This is a genomic window from Mesorhizobium sp. M1006, assembly GCF_040318825.1.
In the GTDB taxonomy this organism is placed as follows: Bacteria; Pseudomonadota; Alphaproteobacteria; order Rhizobiales; family Rhizobiaceae; genus Mesorhizobium.
In genome coordinates this window covers 14,901-32,180 of the sequence record NZ_JAMYMZ010000055.1, presented here as the reverse complement: position 1 = coordinate 32,180, position 17,280 = coordinate 14,901, and the positions used below count along the sequence as shown (strand labels likewise).

18 protein-coding genes are annotated in these 17,280 nt (G+C 64.1%); 14 read left to right on the top strand and 4 right to left on the bottom strand.

Annotated elements, in window-relative coordinates; translation table 11 throughout:
- Positions 1 to 250: 250 nt before the first annotated feature.
- Genes NKH60_RS30085 through NKH60_RS30070 form a run of 4 tightly spaced genes read right to left on the bottom strand, consistent with a single transcriptional unit; the run spans position 251 to position 4,007 of the window.
- Complete coding sequence (locus NKH60_RS30085) at positions 251 to 1,291, bottom strand: heme-dependent oxidative N-demethylase family protein (protein ID WP_352472314.1); 1,041 nt, start codon at positions 1,289 to 1,291, stop codon at positions 251 to 253.
- Between the two features lie 9 nt (positions 1,292 to 1,300).
- Positions 1,301 to 2,266, bottom strand: coding sequence for a PDR/VanB family oxidoreductase (locus tag NKH60_RS30080; protein ID WP_352612306.1), 966 nt, complete (start codon positions 2,264 to 2,266; stop codon positions 1,301 to 1,303).
- Positions 2,263 to 2,859, bottom strand: a complete 597-nt coding sequence (locus tag NKH60_RS30075) for a dimethylamine monooxygenase subunit DmmA family protein (protein ID WP_352612304.1) — start codon at positions 2,857 to 2,859, stop codon at positions 2,263 to 2,265. Before NKH60_RS30075 ends, NKH60_RS30080 begins: the two co-directional genes overlap by 4 nt.
- A gap of 14 nt (positions 2,860 to 2,873) precedes the next feature.
- Positions 2,874 to 4,007: an aminomethyl transferase family protein gene (locus NKH60_RS30070; protein WP_352612302.1), complete on the bottom strand. Its 1,134-nt coding sequence runs from the start codon at positions 4,005 to 4,007 to the stop codon at positions 2,874 to 2,876.
- Positions 4,008 to 4,293: 286 nt separating this feature from the next.
- Between NKH60_RS30070 and NKH60_RS30065 the strand changes: the two genes are divergently transcribed.
- The 14 genes from NKH60_RS30065 (at position 4,294) to NKH60_RS30000 (ending at position 17,201) form a co-directional block, all read left to right on the top strand.
- Entirely contained in the window at positions 4,294 to 4,581 is a 288-nt protein-coding gene (locus tag NKH60_RS30065; protein ID WP_023673993.1) for a hypothetical protein, read from the top strand.
- An 11-nt stretch (positions 4,582 to 4,592) separates the two neighbouring features.
- Positions 4,593 to 4,970 carry a hypothetical protein gene (locus NKH60_RS30060; protein WP_023673992.1) on the top strand — a complete coding sequence of 126 codons (378 nt, stop codon included), beginning with the start codon at positions 4,593 to 4,595 and terminating at the stop codon, positions 4,968 to 4,970.
- Positions 4,971 to 4,985: 15 nt separating this feature from the next.
- The gene (locus tag NKH60_RS30055; protein ID WP_023673991.1) at positions 4,986 to 5,147 is read left to right on the top strand and encodes a hypothetical protein; all 162 of its coding nucleotides are present in this window, start codon (positions 4,986 to 4,988) and stop codon (positions 5,145 to 5,147) included.
- A gap of 15 nt (positions 5,148 to 5,162) precedes the next feature.
- Positions 5,163 to 6,563: an APC family permease gene (locus NKH60_RS30050; RefSeq protein ID WP_352612301.1), complete on the top strand. Its 1,401-nt coding sequence runs from the start codon at positions 5,163 to 5,165 to the stop codon at positions 6,561 to 6,563.
- 46 nt (positions 6,564 to 6,609) lie between these two features.
- The gene (locus NKH60_RS30045; protein WP_352612299.1) at positions 6,610 to 7,290 is read left to right on the top strand and encodes a hypothetical protein; all 681 of its coding nucleotides are present in this window, start codon (positions 6,610 to 6,612) and stop codon (positions 7,288 to 7,290) included.
- Positions 7,287 to 7,619, top strand: a complete 333-nt coding sequence (locus NKH60_RS30040; protein WP_352612297.1) for a hypothetical protein — start codon at positions 7,287 to 7,289, stop codon at positions 7,617 to 7,619. Before NKH60_RS30045 ends, NKH60_RS30040 begins: the two co-directional genes overlap by 4 nt.
- A gap of 84 nt (positions 7,620 to 7,703) precedes the next feature.
- A complete protein-coding gene (locus NKH60_RS30035; protein ID WP_352612295.1) occupies positions 7,704 to 8,597 on the top strand; it encodes a class II glutamine amidotransferase in 894 nt (297 codons plus the stop codon).
- A 4-nt stretch (positions 8,598 to 8,601) separates the two neighbouring features.
- Complete coding sequence (locus NKH60_RS30030) at positions 8,602 to 9,336, top strand: GltB/FmdC/FwdC-like GXGXG domain-containing protein (protein WP_352612293.1); 735 nt, start codon at positions 8,602 to 8,604, stop codon at positions 9,334 to 9,336.
- 6 nt (positions 9,337 to 9,342) lie between these two features.
- Positions 9,343 to 10,671 carry an FMN-binding glutamate synthase family protein gene (locus tag NKH60_RS30025; protein WP_023673984.1) on the top strand — a complete coding sequence of 443 codons (1,329 nt, stop codon included), beginning with the start codon at positions 9,343 to 9,345 and terminating at the stop codon, positions 10,669 to 10,671.
- A 33-nt stretch (positions 10,672 to 10,704) separates the two neighbouring features.
- Positions 10,705 to 12,012 carry a type III glutamate--ammonia ligase gene (glnT, locus tag NKH60_RS30020; RefSeq protein WP_023673983.1) on the top strand — a complete coding sequence of 436 codons (1,308 nt, stop codon included), beginning with the start codon at positions 10,705 to 10,707 and terminating at the stop codon, positions 12,010 to 12,012.
- Between the two features lie 36 nt (positions 12,013 to 12,048).
- Positions 12,049 to 13,302, top strand: a complete 1,254-nt coding sequence (locus NKH60_RS30015) for a sarcosine oxidase subunit beta family protein (protein ID WP_352612291.1) — start codon at positions 12,049 to 12,051, stop codon at positions 13,300 to 13,302.
- A gap of 17 nt (positions 13,303 to 13,319) precedes the next feature.
- Positions 13,320 to 13,595 (top strand): sarcosine oxidase subunit delta, encoded by a 276-nt coding sequence (locus NKH60_RS30010; protein WP_352455208.1) that lies wholly within the window; start codon positions 13,320 to 13,322, stop codon positions 13,593 to 13,595.
- On the top strand, positions 13,595 to 16,579 hold the full coding sequence (locus NKH60_RS30005; protein ID WP_352612289.1) for a sarcosine oxidase subunit alpha: 2,985 nt from the start codon (positions 13,595 to 13,597) through the stop codon (positions 16,577 to 16,579). The genes NKH60_RS30010 and NKH60_RS30005 overlap by 1 nt, the downstream gene beginning before the upstream one ends.
- Complete coding sequence (locus NKH60_RS30000; RefSeq protein WP_352612287.1) at positions 16,572 to 17,201, top strand: sarcosine oxidase subunit gamma; 630 nt, start codon at positions 16,572 to 16,574, stop codon at positions 17,199 to 17,201. The genes NKH60_RS30005 and NKH60_RS30000 overlap by 8 nt, the downstream gene beginning before the upstream one ends.
- Positions 17,202 to 17,280: the final 79 nt, after the last annotated feature.

Genomic DNA, 17,280 nt, shown 5'->3' with positions numbered 1-17,280 from the left:
TCAAAGGCCGGACATATGGACGCAAGCGATCGAAAACGACGCAAAACAACCGTTGCAGGCAGGGCGCCGTCCACATATGGATCCTAGGGTCTCTGCTACGTTGAACTGCAGGGCAAGCTCGTCCTCGATTGGTCGCAAGGGGGCTAAAGGCCGGCGCTCTACGGCGCCCCCCTCTGCCCTGCCGGGCATCTCCCCCTCTTGGGGGGAGATTGGCAGCTTGACGGGCAGCGCGAACCTCGCAAACAGAACCTCAATCCGGCCCGAACCCCGGCGATGTCGCACTGCCGTCATCCAGCTTCGACAGCCATTCGACCAGCGTCGCGCGGTAGCGCGTCAGGCCTTTGTAGTTGGCGAGTTCGTCGGGAAGGTCGCGGATGACGCGGTGCAGGCGCCTTGCCCATTTCGGCTGCGTCACCAGCTCGTCCATCTTGATCAGGTAGCAGCGGATCGGGAAGACGATCGCATTCGAGCGCGGCAGCCGCCAGAAGCTCTGCAGCTCGACGCGCAGATGGACCTTGTCGCCGACGTTTTTGGGCGTCACCGTGGTCCGGTCCGGACCCCATTTGTGATAATTTTCCGGGCTGGTATCGAGGCGAGGATTGATTGTCATCGTCCAGTTCAGCCGGCGCGCCGGCTTGCCCTGCTGGATGTTGGTGAGGAATTTTAGCGCCCGGACGAAGATGCCCTTCTCATGCGCCAGCGGCACCGGCGCGTGCCATTCGAAGAAGTTCATGCCGATGTCGAAATCGAGCGACCAGTCGGCCTGGGTGGTGACCATGCCGGCATCCATCCACAGATTGCCGTCGCGCTGGTCGAGAATGCAGAAATCGCCCTGGCTCTGGCGGGTGATGTATTCCATCGGCCCATAGGGCAGCGTCGAGACGTCGCCGAAGGTGAAGCTGTCGTCGATGCCGAGCGGTCGGTTGATCCAGCGCCAGCGGTCGCCATGGCGCGTCAGCGTGAAATGCTCGGGATAGCCCAGCGCCTGCTGCTCCATCAAAAGCTCGAGCAGATCCCAGCCGGCCAGCGTCATGTGCGGCAGCGACTGGCAGCGCAGCGGATCCTCGGCCAGCACCAAAGCGCGGTCCTGCATCTCGGCGACATAGTGCTCGTCGACGTCGATCAAATTCTCCAGCACGCTGCCCTTCGGCCCGGCGACATGCGGCTCGATGTTGACGGCATACATGTAGCTGTCTTCGTGGAACGGGAACGGGAACCGCCTGATGTGCTCGGGGCTGTTCCTGAAGGTGAAGTCGTCGCGGAACGTTTCCTTGCGAAAGGTGATGCCCAAGCTCGCCTCCTATCTTTCCAGCACCAGCGACCGGCCCTCGAAGCGCGAGACGCAGGGCATGATCTTGCAGCCCGAACGGTGGTCTTCCTCGCTCAGCCAGTGGTCGTTGTGGATGAATTTGCCGTCATGCGAAATGACGTTGGTCTCGCACTGGCCGCAGACGCCGCCGCGGCAGAGATAGGGCGGATCGACCCCGGCCGCCTCGATCGCCTCGAGCAGGCTCTGCTGCTCGTCGACACGGATGATCTTGCCGCTGAGCGCCAGCGTCACGTCGAAGGGCGCGCCGGGCTGCGGTGCCGCGAAATGCTCGAAATGCACGGTCTCGGCAGGCCAGCCGAGGGCGGCGGCACGCTCGCGCACCCAGCCGATCATGCCCGACGGGCCGCAGACATAGAGATGCGTGCCGAGCGGCTGCGACGACAACAGCCGGTCGAGATCGACGCGCTCGTCGCGGTCGTCGTGATAGAGCCTGACCCGGCGATCGTAGCGCTCCCTGAGCAGGTCGGCATAGGTGCCGAGCGAGGCGGTGCGGCAGGTGTAATGCAACTCGAAATTGCCGCCTTCCGCCGCCAGCTGCGCGGTCTGCGCCATGAACGGGGTGATGCCGATGCCGCCGGCCAGCATCAGATGCTTCCTGGCGCGCAGATCGAGCGAGAACAGGTTGACGGGATAGCTGACCACCATCTCCGTGCCCGGCCTGACCTGCCTGTGCATGAACAGCGAGCCGCCGCGGCCGACGTCGTCGCGGCGAACCGAGATGGTGTATTCGCGGGTATCGAGCGGCGAGCCCATCAGCGAATAGGGATTGAGCCTGGTGCGTTCGCCATCGCGCATCTCGACGACGACATGGGCGCCGCCGGAAAAGGTCGGCAAGAGCTCGCCGTCGCGCCTGCGGAAGTGAAAGCGCGTCACCAACTCGTTGACCGGAACGACATCGCTGACGATGACGTCGAGCTTGGTGGTGCCGGTGCTCATCGAAAGATCTCCTCCGTCGGAGGAATTTCGCTGCGGTCCTCGGCGTTGATGCAGACGCCCTGGAAGGCGGCGAGGCGTCGTGAATAGTGGTCGCGCACCAGAAGCAAGAGGCCGCAATGCGAACAGGCTGCCGGCTGCGTCGTCACGTTCTCGGTGATGCCCTTGCAATGGACGCATTGCATGCGGCGCGCCAGCGAGCCGCGATGCTCGGTCTGGACCGAGGTGTGGTCGATGCCGGCTTCGAGCGCCGCCTGCATGGCCTGGCCGATCAGCCCCTCGGTGCCGGCAAGGTAGAGCCTGAGGCCCATATGGGCGTTGGCCAGCGTCTGCTTCAGCCGCGGCAGGGCGCTGGCAAAGGAATGGCCGAGGTAGAACTGTGCCGGCTTCAGGGCTTCGAGCGCATCGGCATATTTACCATCGCGTCCGGCAATGAAGATGATGTGGGCGCCACCGAAGAAATCCGCCGGTGCCTTGGCGGCCAGATCGGCAATCGCCAGCGCTCCCTCTGCATCCGCTATGAAAAGATGATGCTTGCCGGGCTGCGGAGACAGGGTCCCATAGACCGGGCGGCTGATGATGCTTTTCGCTGCCATACCCGCAGTATGCCTCAGCCTTTCGCCGTGCGCTTGGTCTTCTTCGGATCATCGAAAGGAAGCGGCTCGGCGGTTGCGCTGATGGTGCCGCTCTTGTTGCGGATCTCGAGCCTGGTGCCCTGCACCGCGCAGTCGACGTCGAGCCGGGCAATGCCCATCGATTTTTTGACCAGCGGCGAATACATGGCGCAGGTCACCACGCCGACCTTTTTGCCGTCGCGATAGACCGGTGCGCCCTCGTCGGCCGGCTCCTTGCCTTCGAGCAGCACGCCGAAGATCTTGAAGCGCTCCTTGCCCTTGAGGCGGTAGTGCTCCTCGGCACCGCGAAAGCCCGTCTTGCCGGGGCTGACGGTGAAGTCGAGACCAAGCTCCCACAGTGTGTCGCCGGGGCCTTCGTTCTCAAACGGGTATTTCTGCGAATTGTCGTAGGGGTAGAACAGCAGGTAGCTCTCGACGCGCAGCATGTCGAGCGTGGTGAAGCGGCACGGGACGATGCCGGCACTCTTGCCCTCGTCGAGGATCCTGTCCCAGATCGTTCCGGCGTCCTGGCCACGGCAGAAGATCTCGTAGCCGCGCTCGCCGGTGTAGCCGGTGCGCGAGATCATCACCGGAAAGCCGAACAACTGGGTCTGCATGTGGTGGAAATAATTGAGGTCGCGAATGCCGGGCACATGCTTTGCCAGATAATCGACGGCGGTCGGGCCTTGCAGCGAAAGATCGTGCAGATTGTCGTCGAAGCGCAGCGACACGTCGCGACCGACGGAAGCGCGCTGCAACTCTTCATGGCCGGTGCCCGAGCCATGCACGACCATCCAGGAATTCGGGCCGGTGCGGTAGAGGATGCAGTCGTCGGTGAACTTGCCGGCCTCGTTGAGCATGCAGGCATAGGCCGACTTGCCGGGATAGATCTTTTCGACGTCGCGCGTCGTCGCCAGATCGATCAGGTGCGAGGCGTGCGGCCCGGTGATGTGGACCTTCTTCAAGCCGGACACGTCCATCAGGCCGGCCTTGGTGCGGATGGCGATATACTCTTCGTCCGCGTCCTTGTCGTAGGTCCAGGCGGTGCCCATGCCGCTCCAGTCCTCGAGCTTCGAGCCGAGCGCGCGATGGCGATCCGCAAGCGTCGAAAATCTCCAGGATGCCGTCATCCGCTGTCCTCCGTTCGAAAGAAACTTTTTTGCTTTCCCCTGCTCCCTGCACACAGGCGGGAGCGTTGGCTTGAATATTGATCGCAAACGCCGGGAGCCTGCAATACCCGTAAGCAAATAATTTCATTGTCAGGCAAATCCGGCGCGCCCAAACAAACGGTTAACGTCGCGTAAAATCGTCTTGACAATTCCAGAATTCGGCCGGATTTTATGAAAAAAATTTCACTCTCTTGAAAGAGGGCAATGACCGGCCAATCCGGACCGGCGTTGAAAAAGGGGAAAGCCGATGTCCGACCTGCAACAGCGCGTGGAAGCGTTGTACCGTTCCGACGTGCGTGGATCCATGCTCCTGATCGTCTGCCTGTGGGCGACGATCCTCTTTGTCCTGTTCATGACATGGCCATACGTCCCCGACGCCGGCATCAAGCTCGTCGTCGCGGTCGCCGCCGCCGCGGTGCTGATCTTCAACACGGCCGCCATTCTGGCGATGGTCAACCACTACAAGGAAGACAAGGACTTCATCTACGGCCTCGACATCAAGAACGCCGACGCCTACCGCAACCGCAAGTCCTGAGGGGGAGACGCATGGCCCGCTATACACCGCCCGAACAGAGCAAGGCCGGACAGGTTTTCGATATCGCCGTCGTTGTGGTCGCGATTTTCGTCGCGCTGTGGCTGCCGCTGAAACTAGGGCTGGCAGGGGCGGCAAAATCCATCGACGCGCTCGACGCCAAGACGTGGGAAGCGCTCGGCCAGAACCCGACCATGGCCTCGATCTGGGAAAAGCTCGGCTACACGCCGGAAACCGCGCACGACATCATCCAGAACCGGTTCCACTACATCATCGACTGGCCGACGCTGATCATTATGGCGGCGGTGCTGATCGGCTATTTCATCTTTCTGTTCCGCGCATCGGACCGCGAATACCGCGACGTCATCGACGAAAAGTTCGGCGACAAATAGATAGGAAGCATCGTCATGTGGGTGGCACTCTCTTACGCATGCTGGGGCATCTCGATCGTGCTCGCGCTGTGGATGCTCTACGACTGGTTCAAGATCGACACGACCTATTCCGAAGAGATGCTGACCTCGTCCAGGGAAGGCGAACTTGAAGCCGTGTCCGAAAAACACCGGATCTGAGTGGGGGATTGAACGATGACGATCACGGCTGAACCAGCGGTGCAAGTGCAGGGCGACAGGGTTTCACTGCTCAGGGTGCTCGGCCCCGCCCATGTCTGGGCGCTCGGTGTCGGCATCGTTCTGGTCGGCGAATTCACCGGCTGGAATTTCGCGGCGGACAAGGGCGGCGCGCTGGCGGCGCTGATCGTCTGCTGGATCGTCGGGCTGCTCTACACCTCGGTCGCGATGATCGATTCCGAAGTGACCTCGACGGTTGCCGCCGCCGGCGGCCAATATGCGCAGGCCAAGCACATTGTCGGGCCGCTGATGGCCTTCAACGTCGCGCTGTTCCTGGTCTTTGCCTACACCATGCTCGAAGTGTCGGACGCGATCCTGCTCGGCGACACCATCGTCGCCAAAGCCGGCGTCGAGGGCCTCACCCACAATTCCTTCATCGCCGCGACAATCGTCGTGCTGGCATGGCTGAACTATCGCGGCGTGCTGATGACGCTTAACGTCAACTTCGTCATCACTGCCATCGCCTATGTCTCGATCGTCATCCTGTTCTTCTCGGTCAGCCCGTGGACGCAAGGCGCCGTGCTCAAGCTCAACGAGTTGGTGACCCCGGGCAACGCCCTGCCCTACGGCTGGATCGGCGTCATCGCCGCCTTCCAGTTCGGCATCTGGTATTATCTCGGCATCGAGGGCACCACGCAGGCCGCCGAGGAAGTGCGCTCGCCGGCGCGCTCGCTGCCCTACGGCACGATGGCCGGCATGATCACGCTTCTGATCGCCGCCGCCATGACCTGGTATGTCTGCGCCTCGATGATGCCCTGGGAATATCTCGGCATCACCTATTATCCGCTGTGGGATGCAGGCAAACTGACCGGCAGTGCGCTGCTGGAGAACCTGTTGTTCATCGCGACGCTGCTTGCCGCGCTCGCCTCCGCCAATGGCTGCATCAACGACGCCGCGCGCGCCTGGTTTTCGCTCGGCCGCGACCGCTATCTGCCGACCTGGTTCTCGGCGGTGCATCCGAAATACCGCACGCCCTATCGCTCGATCCTGTTCCTGCTGCCGATCGCGCTCGCCTTCGCCTTCATCGCCGACCTCAACCAGGCGATCACCTTCTCGATCCTGTCGGGCGTGCTGCAATACACCTTCATGAGCATCAACATCATCATGTTCAGGAAAAAGTGGCCGCTCGGCTCGATCCGCCGCGGCTACACCCATCCGTTCCATCCGCTGCCGGCTATCGTCTTGTTCTGCCTTTGCGTCGTCACCTTCTTTGCGATCTTCCTCGGCTTCGGCTCGCAGCTGATCGCCATGGTCGCCTTCTACTTCCTGATCTCGCTGTGGTTCCACTTCTACCGCTACAAATTCGTGCGCCGTGGTGCCCAGTTCACCATGCCGTGGCCGAAGCCGCAGGGCTACTGACGGCGCGCCCGGTCTGGGCGGGCATTTGCGTGACGAGGTGCGTTAGGTGATCTCAGCATTGCTCGCCGGGGCGGTTGCCCTGGCTCTCGTCCTCCATATAGCCTGGCTTGCGCGGGCCAGCCGCGCCAAGGCTTCGACCGGGCTTGCCGCCGACGAAGCCGGCGTCCGCGCCGTCATCCCCGACGCGGCCAACGTCTCGGACGGCACTGCCGGCGTCGTTACCTTCGCCGGCTCGTGGAACGGCCGGCGGGTGCAGGTGCGGACCATCGTCGACACGCTGGCGATCAGGAAGCTGCCGGCGCGCTGGCTGAGCGTTTCGATCACCGAAAAGGTCGCGATACCAGGCACTTTCGATATGATGATGCGGCCGGGATCGCCGACGACTTTTTCCAATTTCGATCATCTCGTCCATCCGCTGCCGAAGGCGGCGGGGTTTCCGGCCGAGGCGGTGCTGCGGACCGACCGCAAGGGCGTGCGCTTCCCCGAAGCCATCATCGCCGGCCACCTCGATATCTTTGCCGAGGAGCGCGCCAAGGAATTGCTGATCACGCCGAACGGCGTGCGCATCGTCTGGCTTCTGGCCGAGGCCGAGCGGGCGCGCTACGGCGTATTCCGGCAAGCCGAATTCGGTACGGTCAGGCTCGATCCGGTGCTGATTGAGAGGCTGCTGTCGTCGGCTTCGGCGCTGCGCGACGCCATCAATCAAAGCAAACGGCAAGCGGCATGACCAGCCAGATCACCACCTCCCCCGCACCACCGAGCCCCTATCTGGTTCTGGGCGCTGCGATCGTCTTGCCGGCGAGCGGGCATGTCGTGCTCGGCGTGCCGGTGCGCGGCCTGCAATTCCTGTTCTTCATAGTGATCCTTGCCTGGGTCACCGCCAAGATCGCGCCGCCCGACGCCAGCTTCGTCGGACGCCATGCCGGCGGCTTCCTGATCTATGCCCTGTCGATCCTGGATGCCTACAAGGTCGCTCGCATCCGCTATGCCAAATGGGTTCACAATGGCGGCCAGCGCAGCGATAGTGCGGCCGGCGGCGCCTCAGCCGATATATAACGACAGGAAAATTTTTTTCATACCAATTGAATTCCCGGGACTCATTCGATACATCTCGGAGGGAACAAACTCGCGGAGGCTGACATGTGCGGAATCGTCGGACTGTTTTTGAAGGACAAGTCGCTCGAGCCCCAGCTTGGCGCGATGTTGTCGGAGATGCTGATCTCGCTCAGCGATCGCGGTCCCGACAGCGCCGGCATCGCCATCTATGGCGCGTCCTCCAATGAAGCCAAGATCACCATCCAGTCGGCCAAGCCGGAGCGCGATTTCCGCGGCCTCGACGCCGAACTTGCCAAGGCAATCGGCGCGCCGGTGAGCATTGCTGCGAAGTCGACGCATGCCGTGGTCCGGACGATGCCTGCCAAGATCGACGAAGCGCGCGAGGCGATCCAGACGCTGCGCCCCGACATCCGCATCATGGGCGCCGGCGACGTCGTCGAAATCTACAAGGAAGTCGGGCTGCCGGAAGCGGTCGTCGACCGTTTCGGCGTCCGCGAGATGACCGGCACCCACGGCATCGGCCATACCCGCATGGCGACCGAATCGGCGGTGACGACGATGGGCGCGCATCCGTTCTCGACCGGCGCCGACCAGTGCCTGGTGCATAATGGCTCGCTGTCCAACCACAACAATGTCCGCCGCGAGCTGATCCGCGAAGGCATGACATTCGAGACCGAGAACGACACCGAGGTCGCTGCCGCCTATCTCTCCTCGCAGATGGCGCATGGCAAGAACCTCGGCGAGGCGCTGGAAGGCACGCTGAGTGATCTCGACGGGTTTTTCACCTTCGTCGTCGGCACCAAGAACGGCTTCGGCGTGGTGCGCGACCCGATCGCCTGCAAGCCCGCCGTAATGGCCGAAACCGACCAGTATGTCGCCTTCGGCTCGGAATATCGTGCGCTCACCAAACTGCCCGGCATAGACAATGCGAAGGTCTGGGAACCCGAGCCCGCAACCGTCTATTTCTGGGAGCATTGAACCAATGCCGGCAATTAACCTCTCCAAGGCGGCTCGCGAGCCGGGCCATGCATCACGGGTCTTCGATCTGGCCGAAATGTCGCTGCGCGAGCTCAACCAGGCGCTGCACGATCTGGCGCCCGGTTCGAACGAGACCGCCTGCGAGGTGCTCCACCCGCGAGGCAGCCATTCGGTCGCTGCCGGCGTCGACCAGCCGGTCGCCATCGATGTGCGCGGCAGCGTCGGCTATTATTGCGGCGGCATGAACGACGGCGGCACCATCACCGTGCATGGCTCGGCCGGGCCCGGCGTCGGCGAGAACATGATGTCCGGCCAGATCGTCGTCAAAGGCGATGCCAGCCAGTATGCCGGCGCCACCGGCCGGGGCGGGTTGCTCGTCATCGAAGGCAACGCGTCGTCGCGCTGCGGCATCTCGATGAAAGGCATCGACATCGTCGTCCATGGTAATATCGGCCACATGTCGGCCTTCATGGCGCAGTCCGGCAACCTCGTGGTGCTGGGCGACGCCGGCGATGCGCTCGGCGATTCCATCTACGAGGCGCGGCTTTTCGTGCGCGGCAAGGTCGAAAGCCTCGGCGCCGACTGCATCGGCAAGGAGATGCGGCCCGAGCATCTCGAATTGCTGCAAGGCTTGCTCGACCGCGCCGGTGTGACCGGCGTCAAGGCGGCGGAGTTCAAGCGTTATGGCTCGGCTCGTACCCTCTACAATTTCAATATCGACAACGCCGACGCGTATTGAGGCTCAATGACCTATCGCAACCCGCCGACGACGCCGCGCAAATCCGCGACCTTCGACGACTACACGCTTTCCGAGATCCGCCGCGCCGCGGCGACCGGCATCTATGACATCCGCGGCGCCGGCGCTAAGCGCAAGCTGCCGCATTTCGACGACCTTCTGTTCCTCGGTGCCTCGATCTCGCGCTACCCGCTCGAAGGCTATCGCGAGCGCTGCGACACCAGCGTCGTGCTCGGCTCGCGCTATGCGAAAAAACCGATCGAACTGAAAATCCCGATCACTATTGCCGGCATGAGCTTCGGCTCGCTGTCCGGCCCGGCGAAGGAAGCGCTTGGCCGCGGCGCGACGCTGTCCGGCACCTCGACGACGACCGGCGACGGCGGCATGACCGAGGAAGAGCGCGGCCATTCGAAGACGCTGGTCTACCAGTATCTGCCGTCACGCTACGGCATGAACCCGCGCGACCTGCGCCGCGCCGACGCGATCGAAGTGGTCGTCGGCCAGGGCGCCAAGCCAGGCGGCGGCGGCATGCTGCTCGGCCAGAAGATCTCCGACCGCGTCGCCGAAATGCGCACGCTGCCGAAAGGCATCGACCAGCGCTCGGCCTCGCGCCACCCCGACTGGACCGGGCCGGACGACCTCGAGATCAAGATCCTCGAACTGCGCGAGATCACCGACTGGGAAAAGCCGATCTACGTCAAGGTCGGCGGCGCGCGGCCCTATTACGACACCGCGCTTGCGGTGAAATCGGGCGCCGATGTCGTCGTCGTCGACGGCATGCAGGGCGGCACTGCGGCGACCCAGGAAGTGTTCATTGAAAATGTCGGCCAGCCTACGCTTGCCTGCATCAGGCCGGCCGTGCAGGCGCTGCAGGATCTCGGCATGCACCGCAAGGTGCAGCTGATCGTCTCCGGCGGTATCCGCAACGGCGCCGACGTCGCCAAGGCGCTGGCGCTCGGCGTCGATGCGGTGTCGATCGGCACGGCAGCGCTTGTCGCGCTCGGCGACAACGACCCGCGCTGGGAGGCGGAATACAACGAGCTCGGCACCACCGCCGGCGCCTATGACGACTGGCATGAGGGTCGCGACCCGGCCGGCATCACCACGCAGGATCCCGAGCTAATGAAACGGGTCGATCCGATTGCGGCCGGCCGACGGCTGGCGAATTATCTTAAGGTGATGACACTTGAGGCTCAGACAATCGCCCGCGCCTGCGGCAAGAACAGCCTGCACAATCTCGAGCCCGAGGATCTTGTGGCCTTGACGATCGAAGCCGCCGCCATGGCCGGCGTGCCGCTGGCCGGCACCAACTGGATACCGGGCAAGAACGGCTTCTAAGACAAACCAAATGCCAGTAAGCGAGGAACTATAATGGGGAACGATCTCGCCGCCTTCGCCAAGGAAAAGGGCGTCAAATATTTCATGATATCCTACACCGACCTGTTCGGTGGACAACGCGCCAAGCTGGTGCCGGCGCAGGCGATCGCCGACATGCAGCGGGACGGTGCCGGCTTTGCCGGCTTTGCCACCTGGCTCGATCTGACGCCGGCGCATCCCGACATGCTGGCGGTGCCGGATCCGGCCTCGGTGATCCAGTTGCCTTGGAAGCCGGAGGTCGCCTGGGTCGCCGCCAACTGCATCATGGACGACAAATCGGTCGAGCAGGCGCCGCGCAACACGCTGAAGCGGTTGATCGCGGAGGCTGCTGGCGACGGCATGCACATCAAGACCGGCGTCGAGGCCGAATTCTTCCTGATCTCGCCGGATGGCAAGACGATTTCCGACGAATATGACACGGCGTCGAAGCCCTGCTACGACCAGCAGGCGGTGATGCGCCGCTACGACGTGATCGCCGAGATCTGCGACCACATGCTGGCGCTCGGCTGGGGCGCCTACCAGAACGACCACGAGGACGCCAACGGCCAGTTCGAGATGAACTGGGCCTTCGACGATGCGCTGGCGACCGCCGACAAGCATTCCTTCTTCAAATTCATGGTGAAATCGGTCGCCGAAAAGCACGGCCTGCGCGCAACCTTCATGCCTAAACCCTTCCAGGGCCTGACCGGCAATGGCTGCCATGCGCATATCTCGGTGTGGGACAAAGACGGCAAGACCAATGTCTTTGCCGATAATGCGATGGAGCTCGGCCTGTCGGCCAAGGGCAGGAATTTCCTCGGCGGCATCATGAAACATGCGTCCGCGCTTGCCGCCATCACCAACCCGACGGTCAATTCCTACAAGCGCATCAACGCACCGCGCACCATCTCCGGCGCCACCTGGGCGCCGAACACGGTGACCTGGACCGGCAACAACCGCACCCACATGGTGCGCGTGCCCGGCCCCGGCCGCTTCGAGCTGCGCCTGCCGGACGGCGCGGCAAACCCGTATCTGCTGCAGGCCGTCATCATCGCCGCCGGCCTTGACGGCGTCCGCTCGAAGGCCGACCCCGGCAGGCGCTACGATATCGACATGTACCAGTTCGGCCATACGGTCGAGGGCGCGCCGAAGCTGCCGCTCAACCTGCTCGACGCGTTGCGCGAGTTTGACAACGACAAATCGCTCAAGGCGGCGCTGGGTGAGGAATTCTCGTCGGCCTATCTAAAGCTCAAGCAGCAGGAATGGAATTCCTATGCTTCCCACTTCACCCAGTGGGAGCGCGACCACACGCTCGACATCTGATCCGGAATTGTTGCACGCCCGGCGCGAAACAGGTTCATGAAATACTCGATCTTCTCCCTCGCTCGGGCGGCATTTTCCGGCCATAAGAACTGGCAGCGCACCTGGCGCGACGCCAGCCCGAAGAGCCACTACGACGTGGTGATCATCGGCGGCGGCGGCCATGGCCTGGCGACGGCATGGTTCCTCGCCAGCGAATACGGCATCAGGAATGTCGCCGTGCTGGAAAAGGGCTGGATCGGCTCCGGCAATGCCGGCCGCAACACCACCATCATCCGCTCCAATTACGGGCTGCCCGGCAATACCGGTTTTTACGAGCTTTCGATGAAGCTGTGGGAGCGGATGGAGCAGGACCTCAACTACAACACCATGGTCAGCCAGCGCGGCGTCATCAATCTCTACCATTCCGACGCGCAGCGCGACGCCTACGCACGGCGCGGCAACACCATGCGCATCAACGGCATCGATGCCGAACTGCTCGATCTGGCGGCGGTCAGGAAGATGATGCCGTTCCTGAACTTCGACAACGCACGTTTCCCGGTGCAGGGCGGCCTCTTGCAGCGACGCGGCGGCACGGCACGACACGATGCCGTGGTCTGGGGCTACGCGCATGCGGCGAGCGCGCTCGGCGTCGACATCATCCAGAATTGCGAAGTGACCGGCTTTGTCCGCGATGGCAGCGGCAAGGTGACCGGCGTCGAGACGAGCCGCGGCAGGATCGGCGCAGGCAAGGTCGGCATGGCGGTCGCCGGCTCTTCGTCGCGCGTCGCGGCGATGGCCGGCATGCGGCTGCCGATCGAAAGCCATGTGCTGCAGGCCTTCGTCTCGGAGGCGATAAAGCCGCTGATCCCCAATGTCATGACCTTCGGCGCCGGCCACTTCTACGTCAGCCAGTCCGACAAGGGCGGGCTGGTCTTCGGCGGCGACATAGACGGCTACAATTCCTACGCCCAGCGCGGCAATCTGCCTGTCATGGAAGACGTCTGCGAAGGCGGCATGGCGCTGATGCCGATGATCGGCCGGATACGGCTTCTGCGTCAGTGGGGCGGCATCATGGACATGTCGATGGACGGCTCGCCGATCATCGACAAAACACCGGTCGACGGGCTCTATCTCAACGCCGGCTGGTGCTATGGCGGCTTCAAGGCGACGCCCGGCTCCGGCCTGGTCTTTGCCCATCTGCTGGCGCGCGACGAGCCGCACAAGGAGGCTACCCGCTTTCGCCTCGACCGCTTCCGGCGAGGTGCGATGATCGACGAAAAGGGCCAGGGCGCCCAACCGAACCTGCATTGAAGGCTGGCTGAAGAAGCATGCGCATTGTCTGTCCCTTCTGCGGCGAACGCGAACTCGGCGAGTTCACCTATCTGGGCGACGCCAAGCCGACGCGTCCGGCGGCCGGCGCCACCGAAGACGAGGTCTTCGACTACGTCTATCTACGCGACAACATCGCCGGGCCGATGAGCGAATACTGGTACCATGGCGGCGGCTGCCGGGCCTGGCTGAAGGTCGCCCGCAACACGCTGACGCATGAGATTTCGGCGGTCGAACCGGCTGCAGGCGTTGGTGCCGCCGAGGTTGGGGCCTGATGGTTGGCCCCGCGCAAACACACCGGCTGGAGAGCGGCGGTCTCATCGATCGCGCCGCGCCGCTGGCCTTCCACTTCGACGGCAAGAGCTTTGCCGGCTTCCAAGGCGACACGCTGGCCTCGGCGCTGATCGCCAATGGCGTCAAGCTGGTCGGCCGCTCGTTCAAATACCACCGGCCGCGCGGCATCCTGACCGCTGGTTCGGAGGAGCCCAACGCGCTGGTCGAACTGCGCAGCGGAGCGCGGCGCGAGCCGAACACCAAGGCGACCACGGCCGAACTCTATGACGGGCTCGAAGCCGCCAGCCAGAACCGCTGGCCGTCGCTGCGCCACGATCTGATGGCGGTCAACCAGCTGTTCGCGCCGATCTTCGTCGCCGGCTTCTACTACAAGACCTTCATGTGGCCGGCGAAATTCTGGGAAACGATCTACGAGCCAACGATTCGCCGCGCCGCCGGCCTCGGCCGCGCTGCAGGCGTCGCCGATCCCGACCATTACGACAAGGCGTGGGCGCATTGCGACGTGCTGATTGCCGGCTCCGGCCCGGCCGGGCTTGCGGCGGCATTGGCGGCCGGGCGCGGCGGCGCCCGCGTCATCCTGTGCGAGGAAGATTTTGCGCTTGGCGGCCGCCTGCTCGCCGACGGCGGCATGATCGACGGCGCGCCGGCGGCCGAATGGATTACGCGCACGCTGGCCGAACTCGCCACACTGCCCGATGTCCGCATCATGACCCGCACGACATTGTTCGGCGTCTATGATGGCGGCACCTATGGCGCGATCGAGCGGGTCAACGACCACCTGCCGTCGCCGCCCGAGCACCAGGTGCGCCAGCGGCTGTGGCGGATCGTGGCGAAGCGCTGCGTCGTCGCCGCCGGCGCCATCGAGCGGCCGATCGTCTTTGCCGGTAACGACACGCCGGGCGTGATGATGGCTTCGGCGATGCGGACCTATGTCGCGCGCTACGCGGTTACCCCTGCCAGGAGGATCGCGCTGTTCACCAACAATGAGGATGGCTGGCGCACGGTCGAGACCGCGCTTGGCGCCGGTTTGCAGATCGCGGCGGTCGTCGATGCGCGCCCGGACGTCTCCGCCGCGCATCGCGCGCTTGCCGCCAAGGGCGGCTTTGCCGTGCTCAACGGCTCGGTCAGCGGGGTCGAAGGCGGCAAGGACGGGGTCCGGAAAATCGTGGTGGCGCTGACCGGCGGCGCACGGGCGGAAGTCGAAGCCGACGGGCTTGCCGTGTCCGGCGGCTGGAATCCGGCGGTCGGGCTGACCTCCTATCATCGCGGCCGGCCGAAATGGCAGGACGATATCGCAGCCTTCGTGCCGGATGGTGCGCCGCCCGGCATGATGGCCGTCGGCGCCGCCAACGGCGCCTTCGGGCTGGGCGACTGCCTGCGCCAGGGCTTTGCCGCGGGTGCTGCGGCAGCGCAGAGTGCTGGACGCGGCGGCAATGCCGGCACATCGCCGGTCGCCGACAGCGAGGCGTTTTCGCTGACGCCGCTTTGGTATGTGGCCGGCAAAGGGAAAGCCTTCGTCGATTACCAGCATGACGTGACCGCGTCCGACATCGAGCTGGCGCAGCGCGAAGGTTTCGAATCGGTCGAGCATCTCAAGCGCTATACGACGCTCGGCATGGCCACCGACCAGGGCAAGACCTCGAACGTCGCCGGTCTCGCCATCATGGCGGCAATCAGCGGCAAATCGATCCCCGAAACCGGCACGACGATCTACCGCCCGCCCTATGTGCCGGTCGCCATCGGCGCCTTCGCCGGCCATCATCGCGACGAAGACTTCCATGCGACGAGGCTGACGCCGTCGCATCACTGGGCAGCCGAACAGGGCGCGGTGTTCGTCGACACCGGCCTGTGGAAGCGCGCGCAATGGTATCCGCGCGCCGGCGAAAAGGACTGGCTGGAATCGGTCACCCGCGAGGTCAAGGCGGTGCGCTCCGGCGTCGGCTTCTGCGATGTCTCGACGCTCGGCAAGATCGACGTGCACGGCCCGGATGCCGGCGCCTTTCTCGACCGCGTCTACATCAACACCTTCTCCAGTCTCGCCGTCGGCAAAGCCCGCTACGGGCTGATGCTGCGCGAGGACGGCATCGTCTATGACGACGGCACGACGTCGCGGCTGGCCGAGGACCACTATTTCCTGACCACCACCACCGCCAAGGCCGGGCTGGTGATGCAGCATCTCGAATTCTGCCGGCAGGTGCTGTTCCCCGAATTCGACGTGCAGCTGACATCCGTCTCCGATCAATGGGCGCAGTTCTCGATCGCCGGGCCGAAGACCCGGGACCTGCTTCGGGAAATCGTCGATCCGGCGGAGGATTTGTCGAACGAGGGCTTTCCCTTCATGGGGGCGCGGGAAGTCGCGCTTCGCGGTGGCATCAAGGCGCGGCTGTTCCGCATCTCGTTTTCGGGCGAAATGGCGTTCGAAATTTCGGTTCCCGCCCGCTATGGCGAGGCGCTGTTGCGCAATTTGATGCTGGCCGGCAAGCCGTTCGGCGTTACGCCCTACGGTACCGAGGCGCTCGGCGTCATGCGCATCGAAAAGGGCCATGTCGCCGGCCCGGAGTTGAACGGCACGACGACCGCCGCCGACCTCGGCCTCGGCAAGATGATGTCGACCAAAAAAGATTTCATCGGCCGCGTCATGGCCGGGCGCGAGGCGCTGATTGCCCCAGACCGGCAGGTCGTGGTCGGCATCAAGCCGGTCGACAAGACGCGCCGCCTGCGTTCCGGCGCGCATATTATCCCGAAGGGCGAGACGCCCGGTCCCGGCAACGACCAGGGCTATGTCACTTCGGTCTGCTTCTCGCCCATGCTCGACCAGTGGATCGGGCTGGCGCTTGTTGAGCGTGGCCGCGAGCGCATTGGCGAGATCGTCCATGCGCATGACCCGCTCCGCGGCGAAGACTACGACGTCGAGCTGTGCAGCCCGGTCTTCTACGATCCGGATGGAGGGCGCCAGCGTGGCTGAGTTTTCCTGGATTGCCCGCAGTCCGCTGGAGAAAGCGCTTGTTGTCGGCGCGTATGGCGCGCGCGGCACGGCGGCCGGCGTATCGCTCACCGAGATCCGCAATTTTGACCTGATCCAGGTGATGGCGCGGCGCGGCAAAGCGGCAGAACTGGCGAAGGCCGCCGAAACCCGCTTCGGCGTTGCCGCCCCGGAAACGCCCAAGGCGACCCGAACTCCCGACGCTACGCTGATCTGGTCGGGACCGGATCAGTTCCTGGTCCTGTCCAATGGCGGCAAGCACGCAAGCGAACCGCTGAGCCAGGCGTTTGCGCAATCCGCCTCGTTGTCCGACCAGTCGCATGCCCGCGCGCTGATCAGCGTTTCCGGAGAAAAGGCGCGCGCGATGCTGGCCAACCTGTCGTCGCTAGACCTGCACCCCGCGGTGTTCCCGGCCGGCACCGCTGCGGCGACCTCGGTCGATCACACCAGCATCAATCTCTGGCGCGCCAATGACCGGCCGGACGGACAGGCGGTGTTCAATCTTCTGGTGTTCGCCACCTTCGCGGAAAGCCTGTGGCATACGATGCTGGACGCTGCCGCCGAGTATGGCGTCGAGATCGGGCATTCCGAGGAATTGGGGTAGGATTGTGCGCCACCTTCCCTTCTCCCCTTGTGGGAGAAGGTGGCCGAGCGAAGCTCGGTCGGATGAGGGGTGCTCCAGC

Bases quoted from the DNA above. Each gene is read 5' to 3' on its own strand.
- NKH60_RS30035 (WP_352612295.1), top strand. From the start codon at position 7,704: ATGTGCGGAATCGTCGGACTGTTTTTGAAGGACAAGTCGCTCGAGCCC.
- glnT (WP_023673983.1), top strand. From the start codon at position 10,705: ATGGGGAACGATCTCGCCGCCTTCGCCAAGGAAAAGGGCGTCAAATAT.
- NKH60_RS30080 (WP_352612306.1), bottom strand. From the start codon at position 2,266: ATGAGCACCGGCACCACCAAGCTCGACGTCATCGTCAGCGATGTCGTT.
- NKH60_RS30060 (WP_023673992.1), top strand. From the start codon at position 4,593: ATGGCCCGCTATACACCGCCCGAACAGAGCAAGGCCGGACAGGTTTTC.
- NKH60_RS30050 (WP_352612301.1), top strand. From the start codon at position 5,163: ATGACGATCACGGCTGAACCAGCGGTGCAAGTGCAGGGCGACAGGGTT.
- NKH60_RS30070 (WP_352612302.1), bottom strand. From the start codon at position 4,007: ATGACGGCATCCTGGAGATTTTCGACGCTTGCGGATCGCCATCGCGCG.
- NKH60_RS30055 (WP_023673991.1), top strand. From the start codon at position 4,986: ATGTGGGTGGCACTCTCTTACGCATGCTGGGGCATCTCGATCGTGCTC.
- NKH60_RS30005 (WP_352612289.1), top strand. From the start codon at position 13,595: ATGGTTGGCCCCGCGCAAACACACCGGCTGGAGAGCGGCGGTCTCATC.
- NKH60_RS30040 (WP_352612297.1), top strand. From the start codon at position 7,287: ATGACCAGCCAGATCACCACCTCCCCCGCACCACCGAGCCCCTATCTG.
- NKH60_RS30075 (WP_352612304.1), bottom strand. From the start codon at position 2,859: ATGGCAGCGAAAAGCATCATCAGCCGCCCGGTCTATGGGACCCTGTCT.
- NKH60_RS30030 (WP_352612293.1), top strand. From the start codon at position 8,602: ATGCCGGCAATTAACCTCTCCAAGGCGGCTCGCGAGCCGGGCCATGCA.
- NKH60_RS30010 (WP_352455208.1), top strand. From the start codon at position 13,320: ATGCGCATTGTCTGTCCCTTCTGCGGCGAACGCGAACTCGGCGAGTTC.
- NKH60_RS30065 (WP_023673993.1), top strand. From the start codon at position 4,294: ATGTCCGACCTGCAACAGCGCGTGGAAGCGTTGTACCGTTCCGACGTG.
- NKH60_RS30025 (WP_023673984.1), top strand. From the start codon at position 9,343: ATGACCTATCGCAACCCGCCGACGACGCCGCGCAAATCCGCGACCTTC.
- NKH60_RS30015 (WP_352612291.1), top strand. From the start codon at position 12,049: ATGAAATACTCGATCTTCTCCCTCGCTCGGGCGGCATTTTCCGGCCAT.